At 68.3% G+C, this 17,600-nt stretch carries 17 protein-coding genes and 1 pseudogene; 9 read left to right on the plus strand and 9 right to left on the minus strand.

What is annotated here, in order from left to right:
• The first annotated feature begins 8 nt into the window (after nt 1–8).
• Together ACFVWD_RS13225 and ACFVWD_RS13230 are read left to right on the plus strand one after the other, a co-directional pair.
• Nucleotides 9–860 (plus strand): hypothetical protein, encoded by an 852-nt coding sequence (locus ACFVWD_RS13225; RefSeq protein ID WP_389595832.1) that lies wholly within the window; start codon nt 9–11, stop codon nt 858–860.
• Nucleotides 861–1,086: 226 nt separating this feature from the next.
• Nucleotides 1,087–1,497 (plus strand): actin-binding ADF family protein, encoded by a 411-nt coding sequence (locus ACFVWD_RS13230; RefSeq protein WP_389595834.1) that lies wholly within the window; start codon nt 1,087–1,089, stop codon nt 1,495–1,497.
• A gap of 171 nt (nt 1,498–1,668) precedes the next feature.
• Here the strand turns inward: ACFVWD_RS13230 and ACFVWD_RS13235 are convergent, their stop codons facing one another.
• The 5 genes from ACFVWD_RS13235 to ACFVWD_RS13255 all read right to left on the minus strand — a co-directional run bounded on the left by ACFVWD_RS13235 (nt 1,669) and on the right by ACFVWD_RS13255 (nt 6,579).
• The gene (locus ACFVWD_RS13235; RefSeq protein ID WP_389595910.1) at nt 1,669–2,193 is read right to left on the minus strand and encodes an AAA family ATPase; all 525 of its coding nucleotides are present in this window, start codon (nt 2,191–2,193) and stop codon (nt 1,669–1,671) included.
• A 229-nt stretch (nt 2,194–2,422) separates the two neighbouring features.
• Nucleotides 2,423–4,099: a murein biosynthesis integral membrane protein MurJ gene (gene murJ, locus ACFVWD_RS13240; protein WP_389595835.1), complete on the minus strand. Its 1,677-nt coding sequence runs from the start codon at nt 4,097–4,099 to the stop codon at nt 2,423–2,425.
• Nucleotides 4,077–4,562 carry an Lrp/AsnC family transcriptional regulator gene (locus ACFVWD_RS13245; protein WP_389595912.1) on the minus strand — a complete coding sequence of 162 codons (486 nt, stop codon included), beginning with the start codon at nt 4,560–4,562 and terminating at the stop codon, nt 4,077–4,079. Before ACFVWD_RS13245 ends, murJ begins: the two co-directional genes overlap by 23 nt.
• A 596-nt stretch (nt 4,563–5,158) precedes the next feature.
• Nucleotides 5,159–5,725, minus strand: a complete 567-nt coding sequence (locus tag ACFVWD_RS13250) for a GNAT family N-acetyltransferase (protein ID WP_389595837.1) — start codon at nt 5,723–5,725, stop codon at nt 5,159–5,161.
• A 260-nt stretch (nt 5,726–5,985) separates the two neighbouring features.
• Nucleotides 5,986–6,579 carry a carboxylesterase family protein gene (locus tag ACFVWD_RS13255; RefSeq protein ID WP_389595914.1) on the minus strand — a complete coding sequence of 198 codons (594 nt, stop codon included), beginning with the start codon at nt 6,577–6,579 and terminating at the stop codon, nt 5,986–5,988.
• A 71-nt stretch (nt 6,580–6,650) separates the two neighbouring features.
• Here ACFVWD_RS13255 and ACFVWD_RS13260 point away from each other — a divergent pair, with 71 nt between their 5' ends.
• Nucleotides 6,651–8,003, plus strand: a complete 1,353-nt coding sequence (locus ACFVWD_RS13260) for an IS701 family transposase (RefSeq protein ID WP_389595839.1) — start codon at nt 6,651–6,653, stop codon at nt 8,001–8,003.
• A gap of 7 nt (nt 8,004–8,010) precedes the next feature.
• Here ACFVWD_RS13260 and ACFVWD_RS13265 read toward each other — a convergent pair whose 3' ends face one another.
• On the minus strand, nt 8,011–9,021 hold the full coding sequence (locus tag ACFVWD_RS13265) for a carboxylesterase family protein (protein WP_389595841.1): 1,011 nt from the start codon (nt 9,019–9,021) through the stop codon (nt 8,011–8,013).
• A 114-nt stretch (nt 9,022–9,135) separates the two neighbouring features.
• On the opposite strand from ACFVWD_RS13265, the gene ACFVWD_RS13270 reads away from it, so the two are divergent.
• Nucleotides 9,136–10,110 carry an Lrp/AsnC family transcriptional regulator gene (locus tag ACFVWD_RS13270; protein WP_389595843.1) on the plus strand — a complete coding sequence of 325 codons (975 nt, stop codon included), beginning with the start codon at nt 9,136–9,138 and terminating at the stop codon, nt 10,108–10,110.
• A gap of 656 nt (nt 10,111–10,766) precedes the next feature.
• Here ACFVWD_RS13270 and ACFVWD_RS13275 read toward each other — a convergent pair.
• Complete coding sequence (locus ACFVWD_RS13275; protein ID WP_389595845.1) at nt 10,767–11,666, minus strand: LysR substrate-binding domain-containing protein; 900 nt, start codon at nt 11,664–11,666, stop codon at nt 10,767–10,769.
• Between the two features lie 147 nt (nt 11,667–11,813).
• Between ACFVWD_RS13275 and ACFVWD_RS13280 the strand changes: the two genes are divergently transcribed.
• The 3 genes from ACFVWD_RS13280 (at nt 11,814) to ACFVWD_RS13290 (ending at nt 13,734) form a co-directional block, all read left to right on the plus strand.
• On the plus strand, nt 11,814–12,824 hold the full coding sequence (locus ACFVWD_RS13280) for an aldo/keto reductase (RefSeq protein ID WP_389595847.1): 1,011 nt from the start codon (nt 11,814–11,816) through the stop codon (nt 12,822–12,824).
• Nucleotides 12,825–12,853: 29 nt separating this feature from the next.
• Entirely contained in the window at nt 12,854–13,267 is a 414-nt protein-coding gene (locus tag ACFVWD_RS13285) for an SRPBCC family protein (protein ID WP_389595849.1), read from the plus strand.
• A gap of 182 nt (nt 13,268–13,449) precedes the next feature.
• The gene (locus tag ACFVWD_RS13290) at nt 13,450–13,734 is read left to right on the plus strand and encodes a hypothetical protein (protein ID WP_389595850.1); all 285 of its coding nucleotides are present in this window, start codon (nt 13,450–13,452) and stop codon (nt 13,732–13,734) included.
• Nucleotides 13,735–13,758: 24 nt separating this feature from the next.
• Here the strand turns inward: ACFVWD_RS13290 and ACFVWD_RS13295 are convergent, their stop codons facing one another.
• Nucleotides 13,759–14,499 (minus strand): SDR family NAD(P)-dependent oxidoreductase, encoded by a 741-nt coding sequence (locus ACFVWD_RS13295; protein WP_389595852.1) that lies wholly within the window; start codon nt 14,497–14,499, stop codon nt 13,759–13,761.
• 186 nt (nt 14,500–14,685) lie between these two features.
• Here ACFVWD_RS13295 and ACFVWD_RS13300 point away from each other — a divergent pair.
• Nucleotides 14,686–15,300 (plus strand): annotated as a pseudogene (locus ACFVWD_RS13300) (dihydrofolate reductase family protein).
• A gap of 295 nt (nt 15,301–15,595) precedes the next feature.
• On the plus strand, nt 15,596–15,832 hold the full coding sequence (locus ACFVWD_RS13305; RefSeq protein ID WP_389595853.1) for a hypothetical protein: 237 nt from the start codon (nt 15,596–15,598) through the stop codon (nt 15,830–15,832).
• A 189-nt stretch (nt 15,833–16,021) separates the two neighbouring features.
• On the opposite strand, the gene ACFVWD_RS13310 is transcribed toward ACFVWD_RS13305, so the two are convergent.
• On the minus strand, nt 16,022–17,143 hold the full coding sequence (locus ACFVWD_RS13310; protein ID WP_389595855.1) for a trypsin-like serine peptidase: 1,122 nt from the start codon (nt 17,141–17,143) through the stop codon (nt 16,022–16,024).
• Between the last annotated feature and the right edge of the window lie 457 nt (nt 17,144–17,600).

The following is a 17,600-nucleotide window of genomic DNA, read 5'->3' on the forward strand; positions in this document are numbered from 1 at the left end:
GGGCGTTCGTGGCGAGCGCGGGCCGCCGCTGCCACAACGTCGTCAATCCCGTGCACTCATCCGTGTACTTCGCGCCGGAGCAGCAGGACGAACTCGCGGCGCTCGGGCTGGAGCGCGGCGCCATGGCCTACTTCGCGGGCCGCGCGGCCCCGCTCGGGGCGGTCGGCGCGGGCACCGTCACAGCGACGTTCTACAACTTCAACCACGAGCACGTGACCCGGTACATCCCCGCCGCGTGGGCCGTCACCACGCCGGAGGCGGTGCTCGCGGCCCGGCTGCGCGGCGCGGACGGGACGCTGCGGCGACTGCTCGGGGAGGAGGCCCTCACGTCGAAGGAGATGGCCGAGGCGGCCGAGCTCGCGCTGCGCGCCACCGAGGCATGCCGCCGCGAGGCGAGGCCGCTGTACGCCGCCAACGCCGGCCTCCCTGTGCCCGAGGAACCGCACCTGGCCTTGTGGCACGCCGCGACGCTGCTGCGCGAGCACCGGGGTGACGGACACCTCGCCGCCCTGGCGGTGGCCGGCCTGTCCGGGATCGAGGCCCTCGTCCTGCACAACGCCACCGGCACGGCGCCGACGTCGGCGTTGTTCATGCGGACCCGCGGGTGGTCCGCGCAGCAGTGGGCCGCCGCCCGGGACCGGTTGCGCGAGCGCGGCCTGCTGGACGAGGCGGGGGACCTCACGGAGGCGGGCGGGGTCCTGCGCGGTGAGGCCGAGGCGCTCACCGACCGCCTTGACGCCGCCCCGTACTCCCACCTCGGCACTGCCGCCACCGCGCGCCTCACCGAGCTGGCGGGCGGCTTCACGAGAACCCTCAGGGCGGCGGGTGCCTTCCCCGCGGCGCACTTCGGCAAGGGTTGAGACCGAGGGCCGGGTCCTCGGTCGGTTGCCGCCCGGCGCGGCATGCGCCGGGCGGCCCAGGGACGTACGGCCGAAGCAGCGGCTGACGCCGGGCGTCTGGATCACCGCCCGCCGGCACGCCCTGGTCAGCCAGAACAGGTGCTCAGAGCACGCGGCCCAGAACCTCCCGGGGAGCCGGTTCGTTGAGCCGCTTGGCCTGCTCTCCCAATGATCAGAAGGACTCGTCGTGAGCGGTGGTTTCCCAGTGGACGACAGCTGTATCAGCGCCTTCCAGGAGCTGAAGAGCAGGCGGGACATCAACACAGTGATCTACCGGCTCAGCGACAACCTGGAGACCGTCATCCCCGACTCCAAGGGGAACCTGACACATGACGAACTGCTGAAGGCCCTGCCGGCCGTCGAGTCCCGGTACGTTGTCCACGACCTGCTCTTCGCAACAGCGGACGGGACCCGTCAGGAAAAGATCGTGCTGATCTCCTGGTGCCCGGCGGGGACGGGGGCGGGGGCCGAGGAGAGGATCGCGCACTCCTCCGGCTACAGCACACTGCGGAACCTGCTCGATGGTGTCCAGGTCTTCGTGCAGGCCACAGACCTGTCCGACCTGGAGTACAAGGCGCTCGTATCCCGGGCCTGTTGACCCGTCCCTCCACCTTGGCGGTGATCAGGGCGCGCCATCGTCGACTGGTGGCCGGCTCGCCCGTCGACCCACCGAGTGCCGGACGCCCGCACGGGGGCTCGGCGATTTCAGCATGCGAGTAGCCGGTCGACCACGCTCCCGGACGGGCCGCACCAGGGTCGGGCCGGACAGTCACATGAAAGACGGCCACCGATCGGCGGCCCACTCGAGCCAGCCCGGCCACCCTGGAGGCGCACCGCCGATATCCTGCCCATCGAGCTCGATGGCATTGGGCTCCTCGAACAGCGTCCTCCAGTGCAAGAGGTCCGCCTCGCTCATCGGGAAGGTCCGATCCGGAGCGGTCGACTGGCGATGGGCGATCCGAGCGCGTTGGGTCTCCTGGTCCACCGGCATGTACACGAGGTGACAGGACGCGCCCACAGCCTCCACCAACCAGCGGATCGCGGACCTCTCGTCACGAGACCAGCATCCGAAATCCAGGACGACGTTGGTTCCGAGTCTCAGTGCTTCCAGAGCAAGCGAGAGCATCCGCCCTTCCAGGACATCGCGTTTCCCGTCCGACTCCGGCTCGCCGAACAGCGGAATCATCCACTCGTCCGGCGTCAGCCGCAGCGCGCTGTGCTCCTTCGCCAGCTGCCGAGCCCTCGTGGTCTTTCCGGCCCCCGGCAGGCCGACGATCAGAAACAACCTGGTCACACCGGGATCGTTCACGGAAACCACATGAAGGACAACTGCTTTCTCTGAGGAGCAGGCGGGGAAGCTCTCACAGGCGCTCCGGTTCGGGGCAGGCCAGTGCTTCCGAGTCACTGTCCCGGCCGGAGCGAAGTCCCCGGGCAAGCTCTGCGGCCGAGGATGCCGCGGGCTCACGGTGAGCGTGTGCACCGCTCCCTGAGCCCTGTCGACGTCACGTCTGTCGGCGCCGGGTTCAACCCAGCCCCGGCAGGCTGCGCAGTTCCCCGATGCGCATGAGCCGCGCAAAGAGCAGGAACAGCAGGGCCATCGCGATGCCGCCCGCGGCCAGTGAAAGCGCCGGCGTCGAGGAAGCCGATGTCAGACTCTGGCTGCAGGAGCGGGCGATGAGCCACCCGGCGCCTCCGGCAGCGGTGGCGGCCGCGGTCAGTCTCGCGTAGGTGCGGCAGATCCGCCGGCCATCGAGCAGCCCCTCAGTGCGCCGCCGCAGCCGCGAAGCCGTAAGCAGCAGGCCGATCGCGTAGGACAGAGCGTAGGCGGCGGCCATCCCCGTGACCGCCCATCGCGGGGACAGCAGGAGGTGGCAGGCCGTGGCGAGAGCGATGTTGATGCCGCTGATCCACAGCGCCATCCGGAACGGCGTACGGGTGTCTTCGAAAGCGTAGAAGCCGCGCAGCAGGAGGTACTGGGCGGAGAACGGGACCAATCCCAGACCGAGGGCTTGCAGCATGTGGCCCAGGGGGACGGTGGCTTCGGCGTCGGCGGCGCCGTGGGCGAACAGTAGTTGGGCCAGCTGCGGACCGAACGCGACGAAGAAGAAGGCGGCCGGGACGATGATGACGCCGCTGACCCGCAGCGCGCGTGACAGGTCGGCGCGCAGGTCATCGACACGGTGCTCGGTCACTGCCCGGCTCATGCGCGGGAGCAGGGCTGTCACAAGGGAGACGGTGACGATCGACTGGGGCAGCATCCAGATCTGCTGGGCGTAGCTGTAGGCGGTGTAGCCGACGCCGTCGTGGGGCAGGGCGGCGTCGGCGGCGGAGGCCAGGCGGGTGACCACCGTGCTCGCCACGAGGTTGGCCAGCACGAACAGCAGGGTCCAGCGTGCTGCGTTCACGCTCTTGCGCAGGCCGGTTCCTCGCCAGTCGAAGCGCGGTCGGAACCGGAATCCGGCTGCCTGGGCGTAGGGAATCAAGGTGAGTGCCTGGAGGGCCAGGGCGAGTGTGGTTCCGATTCCGAGCAGCCTGACTTGGGCGCCGGTGATGTCCGAGATCTGTTCGGGGGCGGTCACCATGCCCAGGTAGAGGCCGAACATGGTGATCAGGACGAGGTTGTTGAGGACCGGGGTCCACGTCATCGCGCCGAACCGGCTCCGGGCGTTGAGGACTTGGCCGAAGATGCTGAACACGCCGTAGAAGAAGATCTGCGGGAGCAGGAAGCGGGCGAAGACCACGGTCAGGTCGAACGCGTCGTGCGTGGCGGGTGTGTCGTGCTGGTAGACACTGATGATCTCAGGGGCGGCCCACGTGGCCAGCGCGGTCCCCACGCCGAGGACGCACAGCACCAGGGTGACCAGGCGTTGCTCAAAAGCGGCTCCGCCGTCGGAGTCGTCTGCGCGGGCCCGGACCAGTTGGGGAACCAGGACGGAGTTCAACGCGCCGCCGATCAGCAGGAAGTACAAACTGGTCGGCACCGTGTTGGCCTGGTTGTAGGTGGTGGCCAGCAGCCCGGTGCCCAGCGCGGCGGCCTGCAGCACCTGCCGTATCAGTCCGGTGGCGCGCGAAACCACCGTTCCCGCCGCCATCAGCGCAGACGAACGCAGCAGCCCGTCCCCGCCTTTGGCCTTCTTCGGGGCGGCATGCCTCCGTCTGGTGGACCGCGCTAATCGCTCAGGCGACGTCTCCTTGGTCATGAGCACAATCTACGATCCGGACCTCACCCGCTTGGAGGGGCCTCGGGCTTCGAGGACTGCCGCAGCGACAGGTGGCCAGACGCGGGAGAGAGACCGCTGATGAGCACCATGTGCGCAAGGAGGGTCGGCCGGTTTGGTCCGCACCCCGGTGTAATGTCGGACCGATGACCTTCTTGCGCATGTGCCCATAGACCACCGACGTCCGTACGACGGCGAGTTCTGGGCACTTCGTCAGCTTGTCCGGGACCACTGCGTGAAGATGGTCGGTGTCCCGGACGGCGATCACCGCCTGCAGCCCGCGACCGACCGCCGCGAGGTCCGCCTCAGCGTGAAGTCCCGTCAGGATGCCGCTCCTGCGCAGCGACCGGATTCGCTCCAGACACGTGGACGGGGCGACACCGAGTTCCTGAACCATGTCCCGATTGGTGCGCCGACCGTCCTCCTGGAGCATCGGCGCCTTCATCGTCGTACGCAACGGGGCCGAGGATGGCGGCAGTTCGCGCTGGCCGGGGGACTCCTGCTGCTGCTCGGCGGGCTGGCCTGGGCCGGCTACAACGTGCTCGGCAAGCGCGCGAGCGCCGGCCAGGACGCCGCGAGCGTCACCTACTACCAGACCCTGGCGGGCGCGACTGCCTCATCGCTGCTGGGGCGCCTCCTCGATCTCTCGCCGCAACGTCTCCCACACATCGGCCAGGCTGTTGCCGCGCCCGCCACCGCGAGGGTGCCGAGCCGGATCAAACGGTGCGGGCGCCGTCCATCTGCGGACGTTGACGGTTCGCCGCACCGACCTGGTTCCGACCGAAGCGGCCAGGTATCGCCGACCAGCATGGCCAACCGCCGCTGAGCATCGTGTTGAGGACGGCCTCCTGGCCCGCCAACTCACGGGCAGTGCTTCCTTCGGGGGCAGTTCCCGCGATGCTTCGGCGAGCATCGGCCGGACCGGAGGAGTCAGCGCCACACCGCTGACGAGCAGGGACTGCGGCTGGTGGTGCGGATCGGCTTTCACCAGCCGAGGAAGGTCACCGCCGCGGCCGGCAGTGTGGAGAGGGCGCAGGGACCTCAGGCATCCATGCGCCGTATGTGCAGGTGACCGTCGCGAGGGAAGGAGGGTGGCGCCGCGGGCAGGACGCTGTCGAAGTCGTACCGGCTCTTCTGCGCAACCCGGCACGACGCCAGGTTGTCCTCCTGGTGCAGGAGTTCGAGACGCTCCAGCCCGTCGGCTTCGAAGGTGTCGAAGGCCCAGTTCGTGAGAGCCTCCAGAGCGCGCGGGGCCACTCCCCGCCCGCGAGCGTGCGTCGCGGTCCAGTAGCCCACCTCGGCCGCCGGTTTGCCGGAGGCGACTTCTTTGAGGACGACGTTGCCCAGCAACTGTGCGCGAACTGGACCGGATTGTGCCTCAAGGACGGCGAAGCTGAACCGGTCTTCCGCTGTCCAGCTTCGCTGCTGGGCCTGCACCCACCGTGCCCCGTCAGCATCGTTGTCCACGACATGGCTCGTCCAGCGGCGCAATCCGGGATCCCGGTGCGCCTCGACCAGAGCGGCAACGTCCTCCATGCACCAGGGGCGAAGAACGAGAGCGGGAGAGGCCGGCGTCGCGGCCACCTGAAGTACGACGGAGGCAGTCACCAACTGATCATATGCGGCGCGGCGTTCTCACCCCTGCGCGAGGGCCGTCACACCCCGTTGGAACGCCGTCTGCGCCTTGCCCGGGCCCGTTGTCAGTGGCGGCGCGTATGGTCCGATCATGAGCATTCCCGCGGTTGAGGACTCGTGGGGCCGTATCGACGCGTGGCTCCGAACGGCTTGCCACCGATCCAGTGGGTGACGGTCTTCATCGGCGGGACTCCTGCAAAGGTGACGGTGGCGGGCGGCGAGGTTCCTGTCGCTCACCCCACGGGCCTTGACTGCGACTGGATGGACCGCGGGCTCGGCCACGGGCACTCCCCCCACGGCCCCGAGGACGGGACTGATGAAATGGAATTTACTGTTCCGAAGTGTAGGACCTGGGAGTTCGATCCAGCGGCGTACGGCTGCCAGGAGGTCAGGCCCTCCCCATTGGGGAAGCCGGTGGTCACGAATGAAGCCAGTGCACCCGCGAAGGACCGCCAGAGCGCCTCGGTCCGAGCCCCGATGCGGCCGAGCATGGGGCTGTCCGGGTAGCTGTCGAACGTGCCGAAGAGGAACGGGAGCTCCCCGCAGTGGGTGGCCCCCAGGTTGGCCACGTCGGGCTCGGGACGAAAGTCCCACTGGTAGACGTACGCGTTGTTGCCGCCGGCGGCGTGGTGCGTGGCGATCTCGATCACGCCCCCTTGGAAGACCGTCTCGGTCTCCACGTCCGTCACGACCTGTGCGGGGGTTGCACTGGGACGCTGCGCCTCGTGCCGCTCGTAGAGCGCCTGGGCGTCACCACCGTGCAGGCTGACGAGGAAGTTCAGTGCTTCCTCACGCGTGAGCGTCTGACACGGCAGCTGTAGTTCCAGCGTCCGGGCTGGTCAGCGTGTTGCCGGGGCGGGCGCGCGCATGAGTACGGCCACCGTGATCATGAACGTTTGTGACGACGTATCAAGACGCGGTGGCCGTGGAGGCAACGATAGCCGAGCGGGCGTGGGGCGAGGCGTTCGGGAGGGCGATGCGGGCGGTCGCGGGCTGCTTTGTGCGACGTGAAGCCCGGGCGACGGCGGCGGAGTTGGTCGCGGGGCTGTTGCTGGAGGTGGACACGCGGAACTGCTGGACGCTCGCGCAGGTTCTGGGACATCCGGGCCCGCACCGGCTGCAGCACCTGCTCTCGCGCGCCCGGTTCGACCATGAGCGGGCCCGGCAGGAGATCGCCTGCCTCGTGATCGATGAACTCGCTGGCCAGAGCGTGGTGTTGGTGGCGGACGAGACGGGGGATGCGAAGTCGTCCACGGACTGCGTGGGCGCCGGCCGGCAATACTGCGGTGCAATCGGCGGTGTCGGACTGTGCCAGGTGGCGGTGCACCTGGCGGCGGTTACCGCGGCGACGAAGGTGATCATCAATCGGGCCCTGTATCTCCCGGCGGACTGGGCTGCGGACGAGGAACGCCGCGAGGTCGCCGGAGTGCCGCAGGAGATCACCTTCGCGACGAAGCCGCAGCAGGCGCTGGCCATGGTCACCGACGCGTTCGCCGCCGGCCTGAAGGCCCGCTGGTTCGCGGGCGACGAGGTGTACTGCGGGCGCGAACTACGCCGGGGCATACGGGCGCTGGGGCTCGGCTACACCGTTGGTATCGCCGCCACCTACCAGGTCATCGACGGGACCGGACGCCGGTGGGAGGCCCGCAAAATGATCAACAAGGTACGGCCCGGGCAGTGGATGCGCCGGCAGACCGGACACGGCACCAAGGGTGCCCGCGAGTACGACTGGGCCTGGCTCGATGTCCGCCCCGACGACGCTCCCGACGAGAACCGGAACGAGAAGGAGTCCGGGACGAGTGTGCTGGTCGCGCGGCGGCACCGCTACACCGGCGAGGTGTCCTACTTCCGCTGCTGGGCACCCGGCGACGTCTCGCTCGGCACGCTGGTGGAAGTGATCTGTCGCAGGTGGCGGATCGAGGAAACCTTCCAACTCGCCAAGGGCTTCACCGGACTCGACCAGGGCCAGGTGACCTGCTGGAACTCCTGGATGCGCTGGTCACTGTTCTCCCTGATCGCCGCCGCCGTCCTTGCCCTCACGGCCACCGCCGTCCACGACGCCGCCGAGGACGAGCCCGCGCTCGTCCCGCTGAGCTGCCCCGAGCTCATCCGGCTCCTGCGAGCCCTCGTGCTGCCGCCACCCGTCCGCGACCGCGAGCACGTCCTGCACTGGACCGCCTGGCGACGCCATCACCAAGCAGTCGCGACCGCCTGCCACCAGCAAAGACACCACCGTCACGACCAACCGTGATCAAGAACTACAGCTGCCGTGTCTGAATGCGTTTGTTGAACGTGAAGAAGGCGGTCATCTCGTCCCGCGTCGATCCGATGAGCAGGTCCTTGCCGGCCAGGGCGCCTGCCTCGAGTGCCTGCCTCCACGCGTAAGGCATGCCCGATCCGCCGAGCACCGGGTACATCGGCGGCGCGACGACACCGAACTCGGCCTTGTCCACCATGAGTTTCGAGTAGGCAGCCAACAACTCCTCGACACGCACCTCGCGCAGCGCGTGGGCGAGGTCCGCGGAGTCTTCAAGACCCAAGAGGCGCAGGTAGGACTTGGTGTTCTCGGTTGCCAGCTCGGGGTCCTGCGGTTCAAGGCCCCATGGACCACTCTCGGCGATCACCCGGCGGATCATCTTGCCGGTCTCCGGGTCGACCGCGAGCTGAAAGGCGGAGAAGGCACCGGCCGACTGGCCGCCGACCGTCACGGTCTCGGGGTCGCCGCCGAAGGCCGCGATGTTGTCCCTCACCCAGCGCAGCACCGCGCCCTGGTCCTGGGCGCCAAGGTTGTCGGCACCGATCTCCGGCAGCCGGAGATTGCCGAGCGAGCCGACCCGGTAGTTGGCGGTGACCACCACCATGTTGCCCAGCGCGGCCAGTCGGGCCCCGTCGTACCAGTCCCAGCCGCCCGAACCACTGGTGAATCCGCCGCCGTGAAACCACACCAGGACCGGTAGGGAAGCGTTGCCGTCCAGCACATGCTGGGGGCTCCAGACGTTCAGTGTGAGCGAGCCGTCTTCGTCCCAGCTCTGCTTCCGGTTGCCCATGACCAGCTCGAGCCTGGACGGCCCCTGGGGCGCGGCCGGGCCCGCTTGCACGGCTTCCCGCACTCCGCTCCATGCGGGGTGCGGCTGCGGCGGCGCGAAGCGCAGCTTCCCGACGGGAGAGGCGGCGTAGGGGACACCGCGGAAGGACGCCACCGCGCCCTCGACGACACCGTGCACTCTGCCCTTGTCCGTGGCCACGATCGGCCGGTTCTGCTGCGTCATCGCTCCTGCCTTTCATCCTGTGATGTGCTCTGTGACCGTTGTATTTTTAGGCAGCAGGAAGCAGCCAGAAATGGCATGCGCAGACACGGAAAGAAGACAGCTGGCGGGTTCAGAATGCAGAAAGAGCGCCATTCTCTCGGTGAAACGGACCGGAGGATCGCCGCGGTCCTGATGTCCTTGCCGCGAGCGTCCTGGCGTGCGGTGGGCGAAGCTCTCGGTATCTCCGAACGCACCGTCGTGCGCCGTGCCGCCACGCTGTACCACGACGGCACACTGCGCGCCACGGCCGTGCGCAACCCGGCATGCTTCCCCGACATGGTGCCGATGGCGCTGCGCATCCGCTGCCGCCCCAACCGCATCGCCGCTGTGGCCACGACTCTGGCACGCCGCCCCGACACGCTCTGGGTGGACGTCTTGGGCGGTGGAGACGAAATCTGCACCGTCCTCTTCCTCGACGGGGCCGCTGCACGCAACGCCCTCCTGCTGCGCGACCTGCCCGCGACAGCCGCTGTTCAGAGCTGGACCTCACATGCGCTGCTGCGCGTCTTCCCGGCCGGTTTCGCCTGGAACGCCGGCCTGCTGCCGAAGGAATTCGTGAGCCTCATGGACGACGCGCAGCCGCTCGCCACTGCTCCCGAGCCACTGCCCATCGATCGTCCGCTCATCGACGGGTTGATCGAGGACGGGCGCGCCACATACACCGAACTGGCGCACCGGACGGGCACCACGGCCCTTACCGCCCGCCGCCGGCTGGACACACTGATCAGCGGCCAAGTCCTCAGGCTCGCAACCGAGATCGACCTTGCCCTGCTCGGTGTTCACGCGGAAGCACTGCTGTGGATCACCGTCGCACCCGGCGGCCTCGAACAGGCCGGACAGGAACTCGGCCGTCACCCCCAGGTCCGTTTCACCGCTGCCACCACTGGGTCGAGCAACCTCCTGGTGGCCGCCGCCGCAGCCGATCTCAACGCTCTCTACACCTTCCTCACCGATTCGATCGGCACTCTTGAGCACATCACCGGCATCGAGGTCACCTCCATCCTGACCACCGTCAAGCGGACCGGCCTCGTCCGCCCCGGCAGTATCTGAACCCGCGAAGAACCCGCGAACCAGGGAATCCGGCGACGCCGACAGGGGACACGCGCACCCTCGGATCGGAAAACCTGCAGGTCGGCGTTGTCCAACGAACCGATTCGTTCGGGCTTGTGTCTCAGCGAACCCAGCCGCGCGGCCGAGTGCGCGGGGGTGCTGATGGCTGTACCGGCCGGCGTGGATCCGGCGGAACCGTGCGTCGAGCTGCCGTACGTGGACGCGGTGCACGGGTGTCGTCGGCGTCCGCTGCGGGACTGTGCGACGGGCCGGTTACCCCCGTAGGAACGAAGGGATGGTCGGACCAGCCCGCCGGTCGCCGGTCCAGCAGAAAACCTCGCTCGTGTGCTGGACATCCGGCCCCACAACAGGAGCAAGGGCTGCTCCTCAGGCATTCGAACTGCCCAGGTGCCCTGCCAGGTCGTGCAGCGTCCACTCGCCGCAGTGCTCTTCGGTACGGACAGGTCGCCGTCGAGGCATGCGCGGAAGGCGTTGAGCTCATTGCGCAGATGGTGAAGCAGAGAAGCCGAGTCCATGACAGGCGCCGCAGGCATGCGGACTCGCCGGGGTGTCTCGGCCGCTGCCAGGCATCAACGATGGACGCGAGCATCTGCGCACCCCGCTGCCCAGTAGGACATGGACCTGTCGGAGAGGGCTTAGGCGGTGCTGCTTGTGCGCAGGACTGTGGCGCGGAACGAGGTCACGAGGGGTCGCAGGTCGACTCGGTGCCATGCGGCCCACAGTTGGATGCATGTGTCGTGCCAGGGAAGCTCGCGCACCGCGACATCCTCAGTAGTGGCGCGCACCATGCTGTTTTGCACGAATGCGAGTCCGAGCCCGGAGGCGACCAGGCCGAGCGCGGTCAGCGGCTCGGCGGCGTCGAGGCGGATGTCGGGCGTGAAGCCGGCTGCCGTGCAGGCGGCGACGAACGTGTCGCGCCAGGTGGGGTCCTGGGCATTCTCGACTGCGATCCACGGCTGACCATCGAGGTCCCCGGGAGTCACTTTTTCCTGGCTGGCGAGCGGATGCCCTGCGGGCAGGGCGAGTAGCAGCGGGTCCTCGAGCAGAGGTGCGGCCAGCAGGTCGGGGTCATCCGCGGTCGGAGGTTCATGGACGAGCGCGATGTCGAGGCTGCGCTGCCGCAGGCCTTCGAACTGCTCGGTCGGCGAAAGGTTGTACAGGGCGATGTGGATGCCGGGGCGTTCGTTGTGCAGAGCGCGTAGTGCGCCGGGCAGGATGCCGGTGTGCATGGCGTCTGCGACGTAGCCGATGCACAGGCCGCCCTCTTCTCCGCGGCCCAGCCGACGGCCCAGGTTCTCCAGACGATCCGCATGCCGCAGTAGCGCGCGGGCTTCGGCCAGGAAGACCTGGCCGTCCCGGGTGAGCCGGATTCTCTGCTGGCCGCGTTCGAACAGGGCAAGGCCCAGGTTCTGCTCGAGTTGCGCGATCTGCCGGCTGAGCGGTGACTGGGAGATGTGCAGCCGCTCGGCGGCCCGGCCGACGTGTTCGGTCTCGGCGACGGCGACGAAGTAGCGGAGTTGCCGCAGGTCAAGCATGTCAGACCTCTAAGGACTCAAGTGTGTCCAAGTAAGTCTTGGACAGTCTCAAGTCTAGATCCTAGCCTCGAACGTGCCAGACCGACGGACCGCGCAAACGGCGCAGAAAGCACATCCGTCGCCACTCGCACAGCAAGGATCCGCACCATGTCCATCAAGTCCTTCCTGCCCGGCCGCCTGGGCTTCGGCACCGCACCGCTGGGCAACATGTTCCGAGCCATACCCGACGAGGAGGCCGCGGCCACCGTGGACGCCGCCTGGGACAACGGCATCCGCTACTTCGACACCGCGCCCTTCTACGGCGCGGGCCTGTCCGAGATCCGGCTCGGTGAAGCCCTGGCCGACCGCCCCCGCGACGAGTTCGTCCTGAGCACGAAGGTCGGCCGCGTCATCCTCGACGAGATCGAGGACCCCTCCGCCCGCGACCTGGGCGAGAAGGGCGGACTGTTCGAACATGGACGCCCCAACAAGATCGTCAACGACTACTCGGCCGACGCCACGCTGCGCTCCATCGACGAGAGCCTCAAGCGGCTGAAGACAGACCGCCTCGACATCGTGTGGGTGCACGACGTCGCGCAGGACTTTTACGGCGACGAGTGGCTCGCCGCATACGAGACCGCCCGTACCGGCGCGTTCCGGGTGCTGCAGAAGCTGCGCGACGAAGGCGTCATCAGGGCCTGGGGCCTCGGGGTCAACCGGGTCGAGCCCCTGGAGCTGACGCTGGACCTCGACGAGCCGAAGCCGGACGCGTTCCTCCTCGCCGGCCGCTACACGCTGCTTGACCACGAGCGGGCCCTGCAGCGGCTGCTGCCGACGGCGAAGGCTCAGAACGTCGACATCGTCGTCGGCGGACCCTACAGCTCCGGCGTCCTGGCCGGCGGGCAGCACTTCGAATACCAGAAGGCCCCCGCCCCTGTCATCACCAAGGTGGAGCGCATCAAGGCGCTCGCGGGGCAGCACGGCGTCGGCATCAAGGCGGCAGCGTTGCAGTTCTCCCTTGCTCACCCCGCGGTTGTCGCGGCCATCCCCGGCGCCTCCCGGCCGAGCCGCATCGTAGAGGACGTCGCCGCACTCGGCGAGAAGGTCCCGGCGGCCTTCTGGACGGCTCTGCGCACGGAGGGGCTGATCGCTCAGGACGCCCCCGTACCCAGCGCCTGACCTCCACCTCACCTGTTCGGGAGACGACCATGGCGACCACGACCGCAACCATCGACATCCCCGCGCCCGCCGCGCGCGTGTGGCAGCTCATCGGCGGCTTCGACTCCCTGCCCGACTGGCTGCCCTACATTCCCAAGAGCACGCTCAGCGAGGGCGGCCGCGTCCGTAGCCTCACGAACGAGGAAGGCGGCGTCATCGTCGAACGCCTCGAAGCGTTCGACAACCAGGCGCGCACGTACAGCTACTCCATTCTTCAGGCCCCGTTCCCTGTCACCGGCTACCGCTCCACCCTCACCGTGTACGAAGTGCCCGGCGGTCAGAGCCGTGTGGAGTGGTCCGGCACCTTCACACCGGCAGGGACAAGCGATGAAGAAGCGATCACCCTGTTCCACGGCATCTACGCCGAGGGCCTGGCCGCACTGAAGAAGACACTCGACGCGTGACACGACACGGGATGCTCGGCAGCGCCCACCGGCGTCCCATGGTGCCCGACGAGCGTCAACCGGGGACCCGGCTCGATCTATGACGAGGTGAGGAAGTACCTGCCCCGCGACCAGCTGCACCGGACGGCCGGTCGTGGGGCCCGGGCTCGCTTCATCGGAGGAAAAAGGGAAGGCGAAACAGCATGAGCGGACCTGTCAAGGTCTACCTGCTATGGCACGTACATCACCGGGCCGAAGAAGACGGAGCGATTCGGCATTTCACAAATCCCGATGACTTCCGGTCCGACGAAGAAGCCGGCGACGATGTCAAACACCTCGGCACTTATTCAAGCCGCGAGGTCGCGCAGAAACGCATAGAACGGGCCCGGAGTCTTCCCGGTTTTGCCGACGAGCCCGACTGCTTCTACGTCGAAGAGGCTGTGATCGACGAGGACCAATGGACAGAAGGGTACGTAACGGAACCCTGACAGCGCTTTGGTCGAGCTCCCGTGTCAGGCGGTGAAGCCGCCGTCGACATGGATCGAGGCTCCGGTGATGTACGCGCCGTCCGCACTCGCCAGGTGGGCGACGGTGGCCGCGATCTCGGCCGCTTCCGCATAGCGGCCGACAGCGGTGAAGCCGGCGATCATCTCGGCGTTCGGCCCGTCGGCGGGGTTGGCGTCCGTGTCGGTGGGGCCGGGGTGCACCAGATTGACGGTGACTCCACGCGGGCCGAGTTCTCGGGCGAGGCCCTTCGTCATCCCGACCAGAGCCGTCTTGCTCATCGAGTACAGCGCCAGTCCGGGGAATGCCGCACGCTCGGCGACATTGCTGCCGATGCTGATGATGCGGCCGCCCTGGTCCATGTGACGCACCGCCGCCTGGGACGCTGCGAACGGCGCCCGGACGTTCACCGCCAGAGTGCGATCGATCTCTGCCGACCCCAGGGATTCAAGTGGGCCAACGAGGAAGACGCCGGCGTTATTGACCAGGATGTCGAGTCTGCCGAACATCGCGGCGGCCTCGTCCACCGCGGCGGTGAGTGCCTCAGGGACCGCGCTGTCGGCTTGGATGGCAAGGGCCCGGCGCCCCCTGGCCTTGATCTGCTCCACGACCTCGCCGGCGCGTTCCGCGCTGTTCTCATAGGTCAGGACGAGGTCGGCGCCTTCTTCGGCCAGTCGTAACGCCACAGCGGCACCGATACCCCGGCTTCCGCCCGTGACCAAGGCCACGTTTCCTTCAAGTCGGTTCATGACGTCGAGCATTGCTGGCAGCAATGCCGGAAGCTGGCGGGAATCCGACCTGGCGTTCCACTGCCGGGAAGGCACCCTCTGACGGGTGGGGGCTGTCGAGTGTCGCCGGGAGTGTCGAATACGTGGGCTCCCGATCGACGTGAGAGTAAAGGCAGCGCATCCCAGGACGTCAGGAGCAACCCCATCGTGACCGTAACCGCGGATATGGCCATCTCCCTCGACGGCTGCGTCGCCGGCACCGACGTCGCCATCGACAACCCGGGAGGCGACGGTGCCGAGCCGCTCTTCGAGTGGATCCACAGCCTTGCGAGCTGGCGGCAGCGTCAGGGCATGACCGGCGGGGAGGAGAACCGCGACTCGGTGCTGATGCGCGAGTAGTTCGATGCCACCGGCGCGGTGGTCATGGGGCGGATGATGTACGACACGGGGGAGGAGTTCTGGGGTGACAACCCGCCGTTCAGGGCCCCGGTCTTCGTGCTCACCCACCGCCCCCGGCCGGCCCTGGTCAAGGAGGGCGGCACCACCTTCACCTTCGTCACCGACGGCATCCACAGCGCCCTCGACCAGGCGAAGGCCGCCGCCGGGGACAAGAACGTCGACATCGCGGGCGGGGCGAGAACGGTGCGGCAGTACCTCAGGGAGGGACTCATCGACGAGCTGCAGCTGCACATGGTGCCCGCGCTGCTCGGAGAGGGACTGCGGCTCTTCGAGGGACTGGGCGCTGGGCGGCGGAATCTTGAGCCGGTCAGGGTGGTCGACACGCCCCTCGCCACCCACTTGAAGTACCGCTTCGTGAAGTGACTCGGCACGGATGAAGCTCGGCCCCGGCAGCCCACTACTGCTGCCGGGACCGAGGGCCTTCGGCGGTCCAGGACGAAGTCCCGTGCAGGACGAGGGGGAGAGACGCGGCGTCGGCAAGTGGCTCGGGTCCGGGTTGTTCGCCGGAGTTGAAGACAGGCCTTAGGCGTCCTGCTACGTAGTTCCCCTGATGCCCTGATCTCTCAGGCACCGTACGGTCGTTGGGTGTCGGGCCCGGACCGAATGCACTGCGCCGAGGCTCGGCCAGACACATCCGTCCCGCACTGACGGAGTGAACATGAGGACGAAGCCCACGAGCCTGCTGTACGGGCTCCGCGCGAACGGATGGCTGGAGCTGTTCGTGGCGGGTGCCTCAGGTGTGGGGTGCGTGGGGCTGCTGATCGCGGGCGCCCGGGGCGCCGTTTCCCCGTGGTGGTGCGTGGCCGCGGTGCCGTTGGGAGCGTTCAATGCCGTAGAGGTCATCGGCTTTGTCCTGGCACGGCAGAGCCCCCAGCACGCCGGACCTGGCCTTTGACGGACGGCTCGGCAGACCTCTGGCCTACCAGATCGAGGACAGGCTGCGGGTGCCCAGCCGATCCTCGTGCGGGGTGTGACGGCCCTGGACCTCAGCCCGGTCGAACCGCTCGCAGTGAGGTTGGGAGACAGCCACGAGTGGCCCGGCGCCCCGGTGGTGGCGGGGCGTCGGGGCTGCGGTGGTTGTGGCTCAGGGGGTCGCGGCGACGAGTGTGTGTTCGGTCCCTGGCCGGGTGGCGCCGGTGTCGGTGTACATGGTGATGTCGTCGTCGGACCAGCGGATGACGAGGTCGTCGGTGGCCCCGTTTCCGGTGTAGTCGCCGGCCGTGAGGGTTTGCGCGTGAGTCCAGGTGCTGTTGGAGGCCAGCAGTTGCCGCGTGGGGTCGAAGTGCCCGCTGTGGCGGATGTCGCCGGAGGCCAGGAGGCTGGCGTGCTGCCAGGTGCCCGCCGAGCCGGGCAGGACCGGGCTGCCCGTCGACGGCTGGTAGGGCGGTCTCGCGCCCACCGTGCGATGGGCGGCGGCGTCGTTGAACAGGCTCTGGGCGTCCTTGCCGTAGATGGGCGCGTACGTCACCCAGTCGTCGTTGGCGTCGTTGCCGCCTCCGTTGTATCCGCCGGTGTTGCCGATGACCTTGCCGGTGCCGGTGGTGCGGTCGTAGTTCTCGATCCACGGGCCGCCGGAGACCCCTCCGTAGAAGCCGGTGCAGGTCATGCGCACCTGCCGGTATCCGGGCAGGCGCGAGGTGGTGACGTGGCAGCGGATCGCCTGGTGCTTCGAATTGACGCGTTCGGAGCTGGGATACCCGATGACCGTGACGTTGTGGGTGTAGTTGGTGGTGGGCGTGAACGTCAGGGCGCCCGTCACGTCCTCCACTTTGCCCCGGCTGTTGCGATCGACCTGCGCGAAGGCCAGGTCCAGGTCGGAGGTGGGCTTCTTGGTGTTCGCCGCGTAGCGCGGATCGATGTACGTCTGTGACACCGGGAAGACGCCGCGCGGCTGGTTCGCGGCGGACAGCCCGTCGCGGTACTGCGGCACGAAGATACGGTGGGTGGCCCTCTCCAGACCGCGGCCGCAGTGCCCGGCGGTCAGGACGATGTCATGGGCGGCCGTGTGCACCACGCTGCCCGTGCAGTACGTGCTCTTGCCACCCAAGGGCTTGCCGTCGTAGAAGAACGTGCCCACCATCGGGTGGCCGCCGAAGTGCTCGGGATGGGGCGTGCCGGTCGGTGGCGTGCCGCGCGCGCCGATGTGGGGCGCCGAGGCTGCAGGGGCCTGGCCGGGTGGGCTCTCGAGCGGGACCGCGTTGTCCATGCGGCTGGCAGTCCAGTACTTCTCCTCCTCGCTCAGGCTTGGGCCGCCGGAGGAGGTCGGGGAGACAGACGGGCGGCTGGGCTGGGCGGGAGTCGGCGTCGCCGAGGGGGCGGGCGACACTGCCGCCGCCCCGGGCCCTGTCGGACGGGCCATCGCTGCAGCGGGGACCGGCGGCACCGGAGTACCGGTCGCGGCAAGCGCCTGGCCTGTGCCGAGTATGCCCACGCACAGACCGAGCGCTAGGGCCGGAATCCATCTGGAACTGGAACTCAACGAGGTGTCTTTCCGTCTTGGAGAAAGCCGAACGGCGGTCAATACCGATCTCACATAATCGGACATATGTTCGACATGGTGGTGAGTAGCTTAGCGTCACCTGCGGCTTGACGCGGCGTCACAAGTCAGACAGGCGAGGCCTTGGACCGATTCCGCACCGCGGCAGTGGTGGTACTGCCGCTCC

The sequence above is a fragment of the Streptomyces sp. NPDC058086 genome (genome assembly GCF_042885015.1).
In the GTDB taxonomy this organism is placed as follows: domain Bacteria; phylum Actinomycetota; class Actinomycetes; order Streptomycetales; family Streptomycetaceae; genus Streptomyces.

What these genes read in the sequence shown, in the direction of transcription:
- murJ (WP_389595835.1), bottom strand. Translation starts at nt 4,099, where the DNA reads ATGACCAAGGAGACGTCGCCTGAGCGATTAGCGCGGTCCACCAGACGG.
- ACFVWD_RS13245 (WP_389595912.1), bottom strand. Translation starts at nt 4,562, where the DNA reads ATGAAGGCGCCGATGCTCCAGGAGGACGGTCGGCGCACCAATCGGGAC.
- ACFVWD_RS13265 (WP_389595841.1), bottom strand. Translation starts at nt 9,021, where the DNA reads ATGACGCAGCAGAACCGGCCGATCGTGGCCACGGACAAGGGCAGAGTG.
- ACFVWD_RS13270 (WP_389595843.1), top strand. Translation starts at nt 9,136, where the DNA reads ATGCAGAAAGAGCGCCATTCTCTCGGTGAAACGGACCGGAGGATCGCC.
- ACFVWD_RS13275 (WP_389595845.1), bottom strand. Translation starts at nt 11,666, where the DNA reads ATGCTTGACCTGCGGCAACTCCGCTACTTCGTCGCCGTCGCCGAGACC.
- ACFVWD_RS13280 (WP_389595847.1), top strand. Translation starts at nt 11,814, where the DNA reads ATGTCCATCAAGTCCTTCCTGCCCGGCCGCCTGGGCTTCGGCACCGCA.
- ACFVWD_RS13285 (WP_389595849.1), top strand. Translation starts at nt 12,854, where the DNA reads ATGGCGACCACGACCGCAACCATCGACATCCCCGCGCCCGCCGCGCGC.
- ACFVWD_RS13290 (WP_389595850.1), top strand. Translation starts at nt 13,450, where the DNA reads ATGAGCGGACCTGTCAAGGTCTACCTGCTATGGCACGTACATCACCGG.
- ACFVWD_RS13295 (WP_389595852.1), bottom strand. Translation starts at nt 14,499, where the DNA reads ATGAACCGACTTGAAGGAAACGTGGCCTTGGTCACGGGCGGAAGCCGG.
- ACFVWD_RS13305 (WP_389595853.1), top strand. Translation starts at nt 15,596, where the DNA reads ATGAGGACGAAGCCCACGAGCCTGCTGTACGGGCTCCGCGCGAACGGA.
- ACFVWD_RS13310 (WP_389595855.1), bottom strand. Translation starts at nt 17,143, where the DNA reads ATGGACAACGCGGTCCCGCTCGAGAGCCCACCCGGCCAGGCCCCTGCA.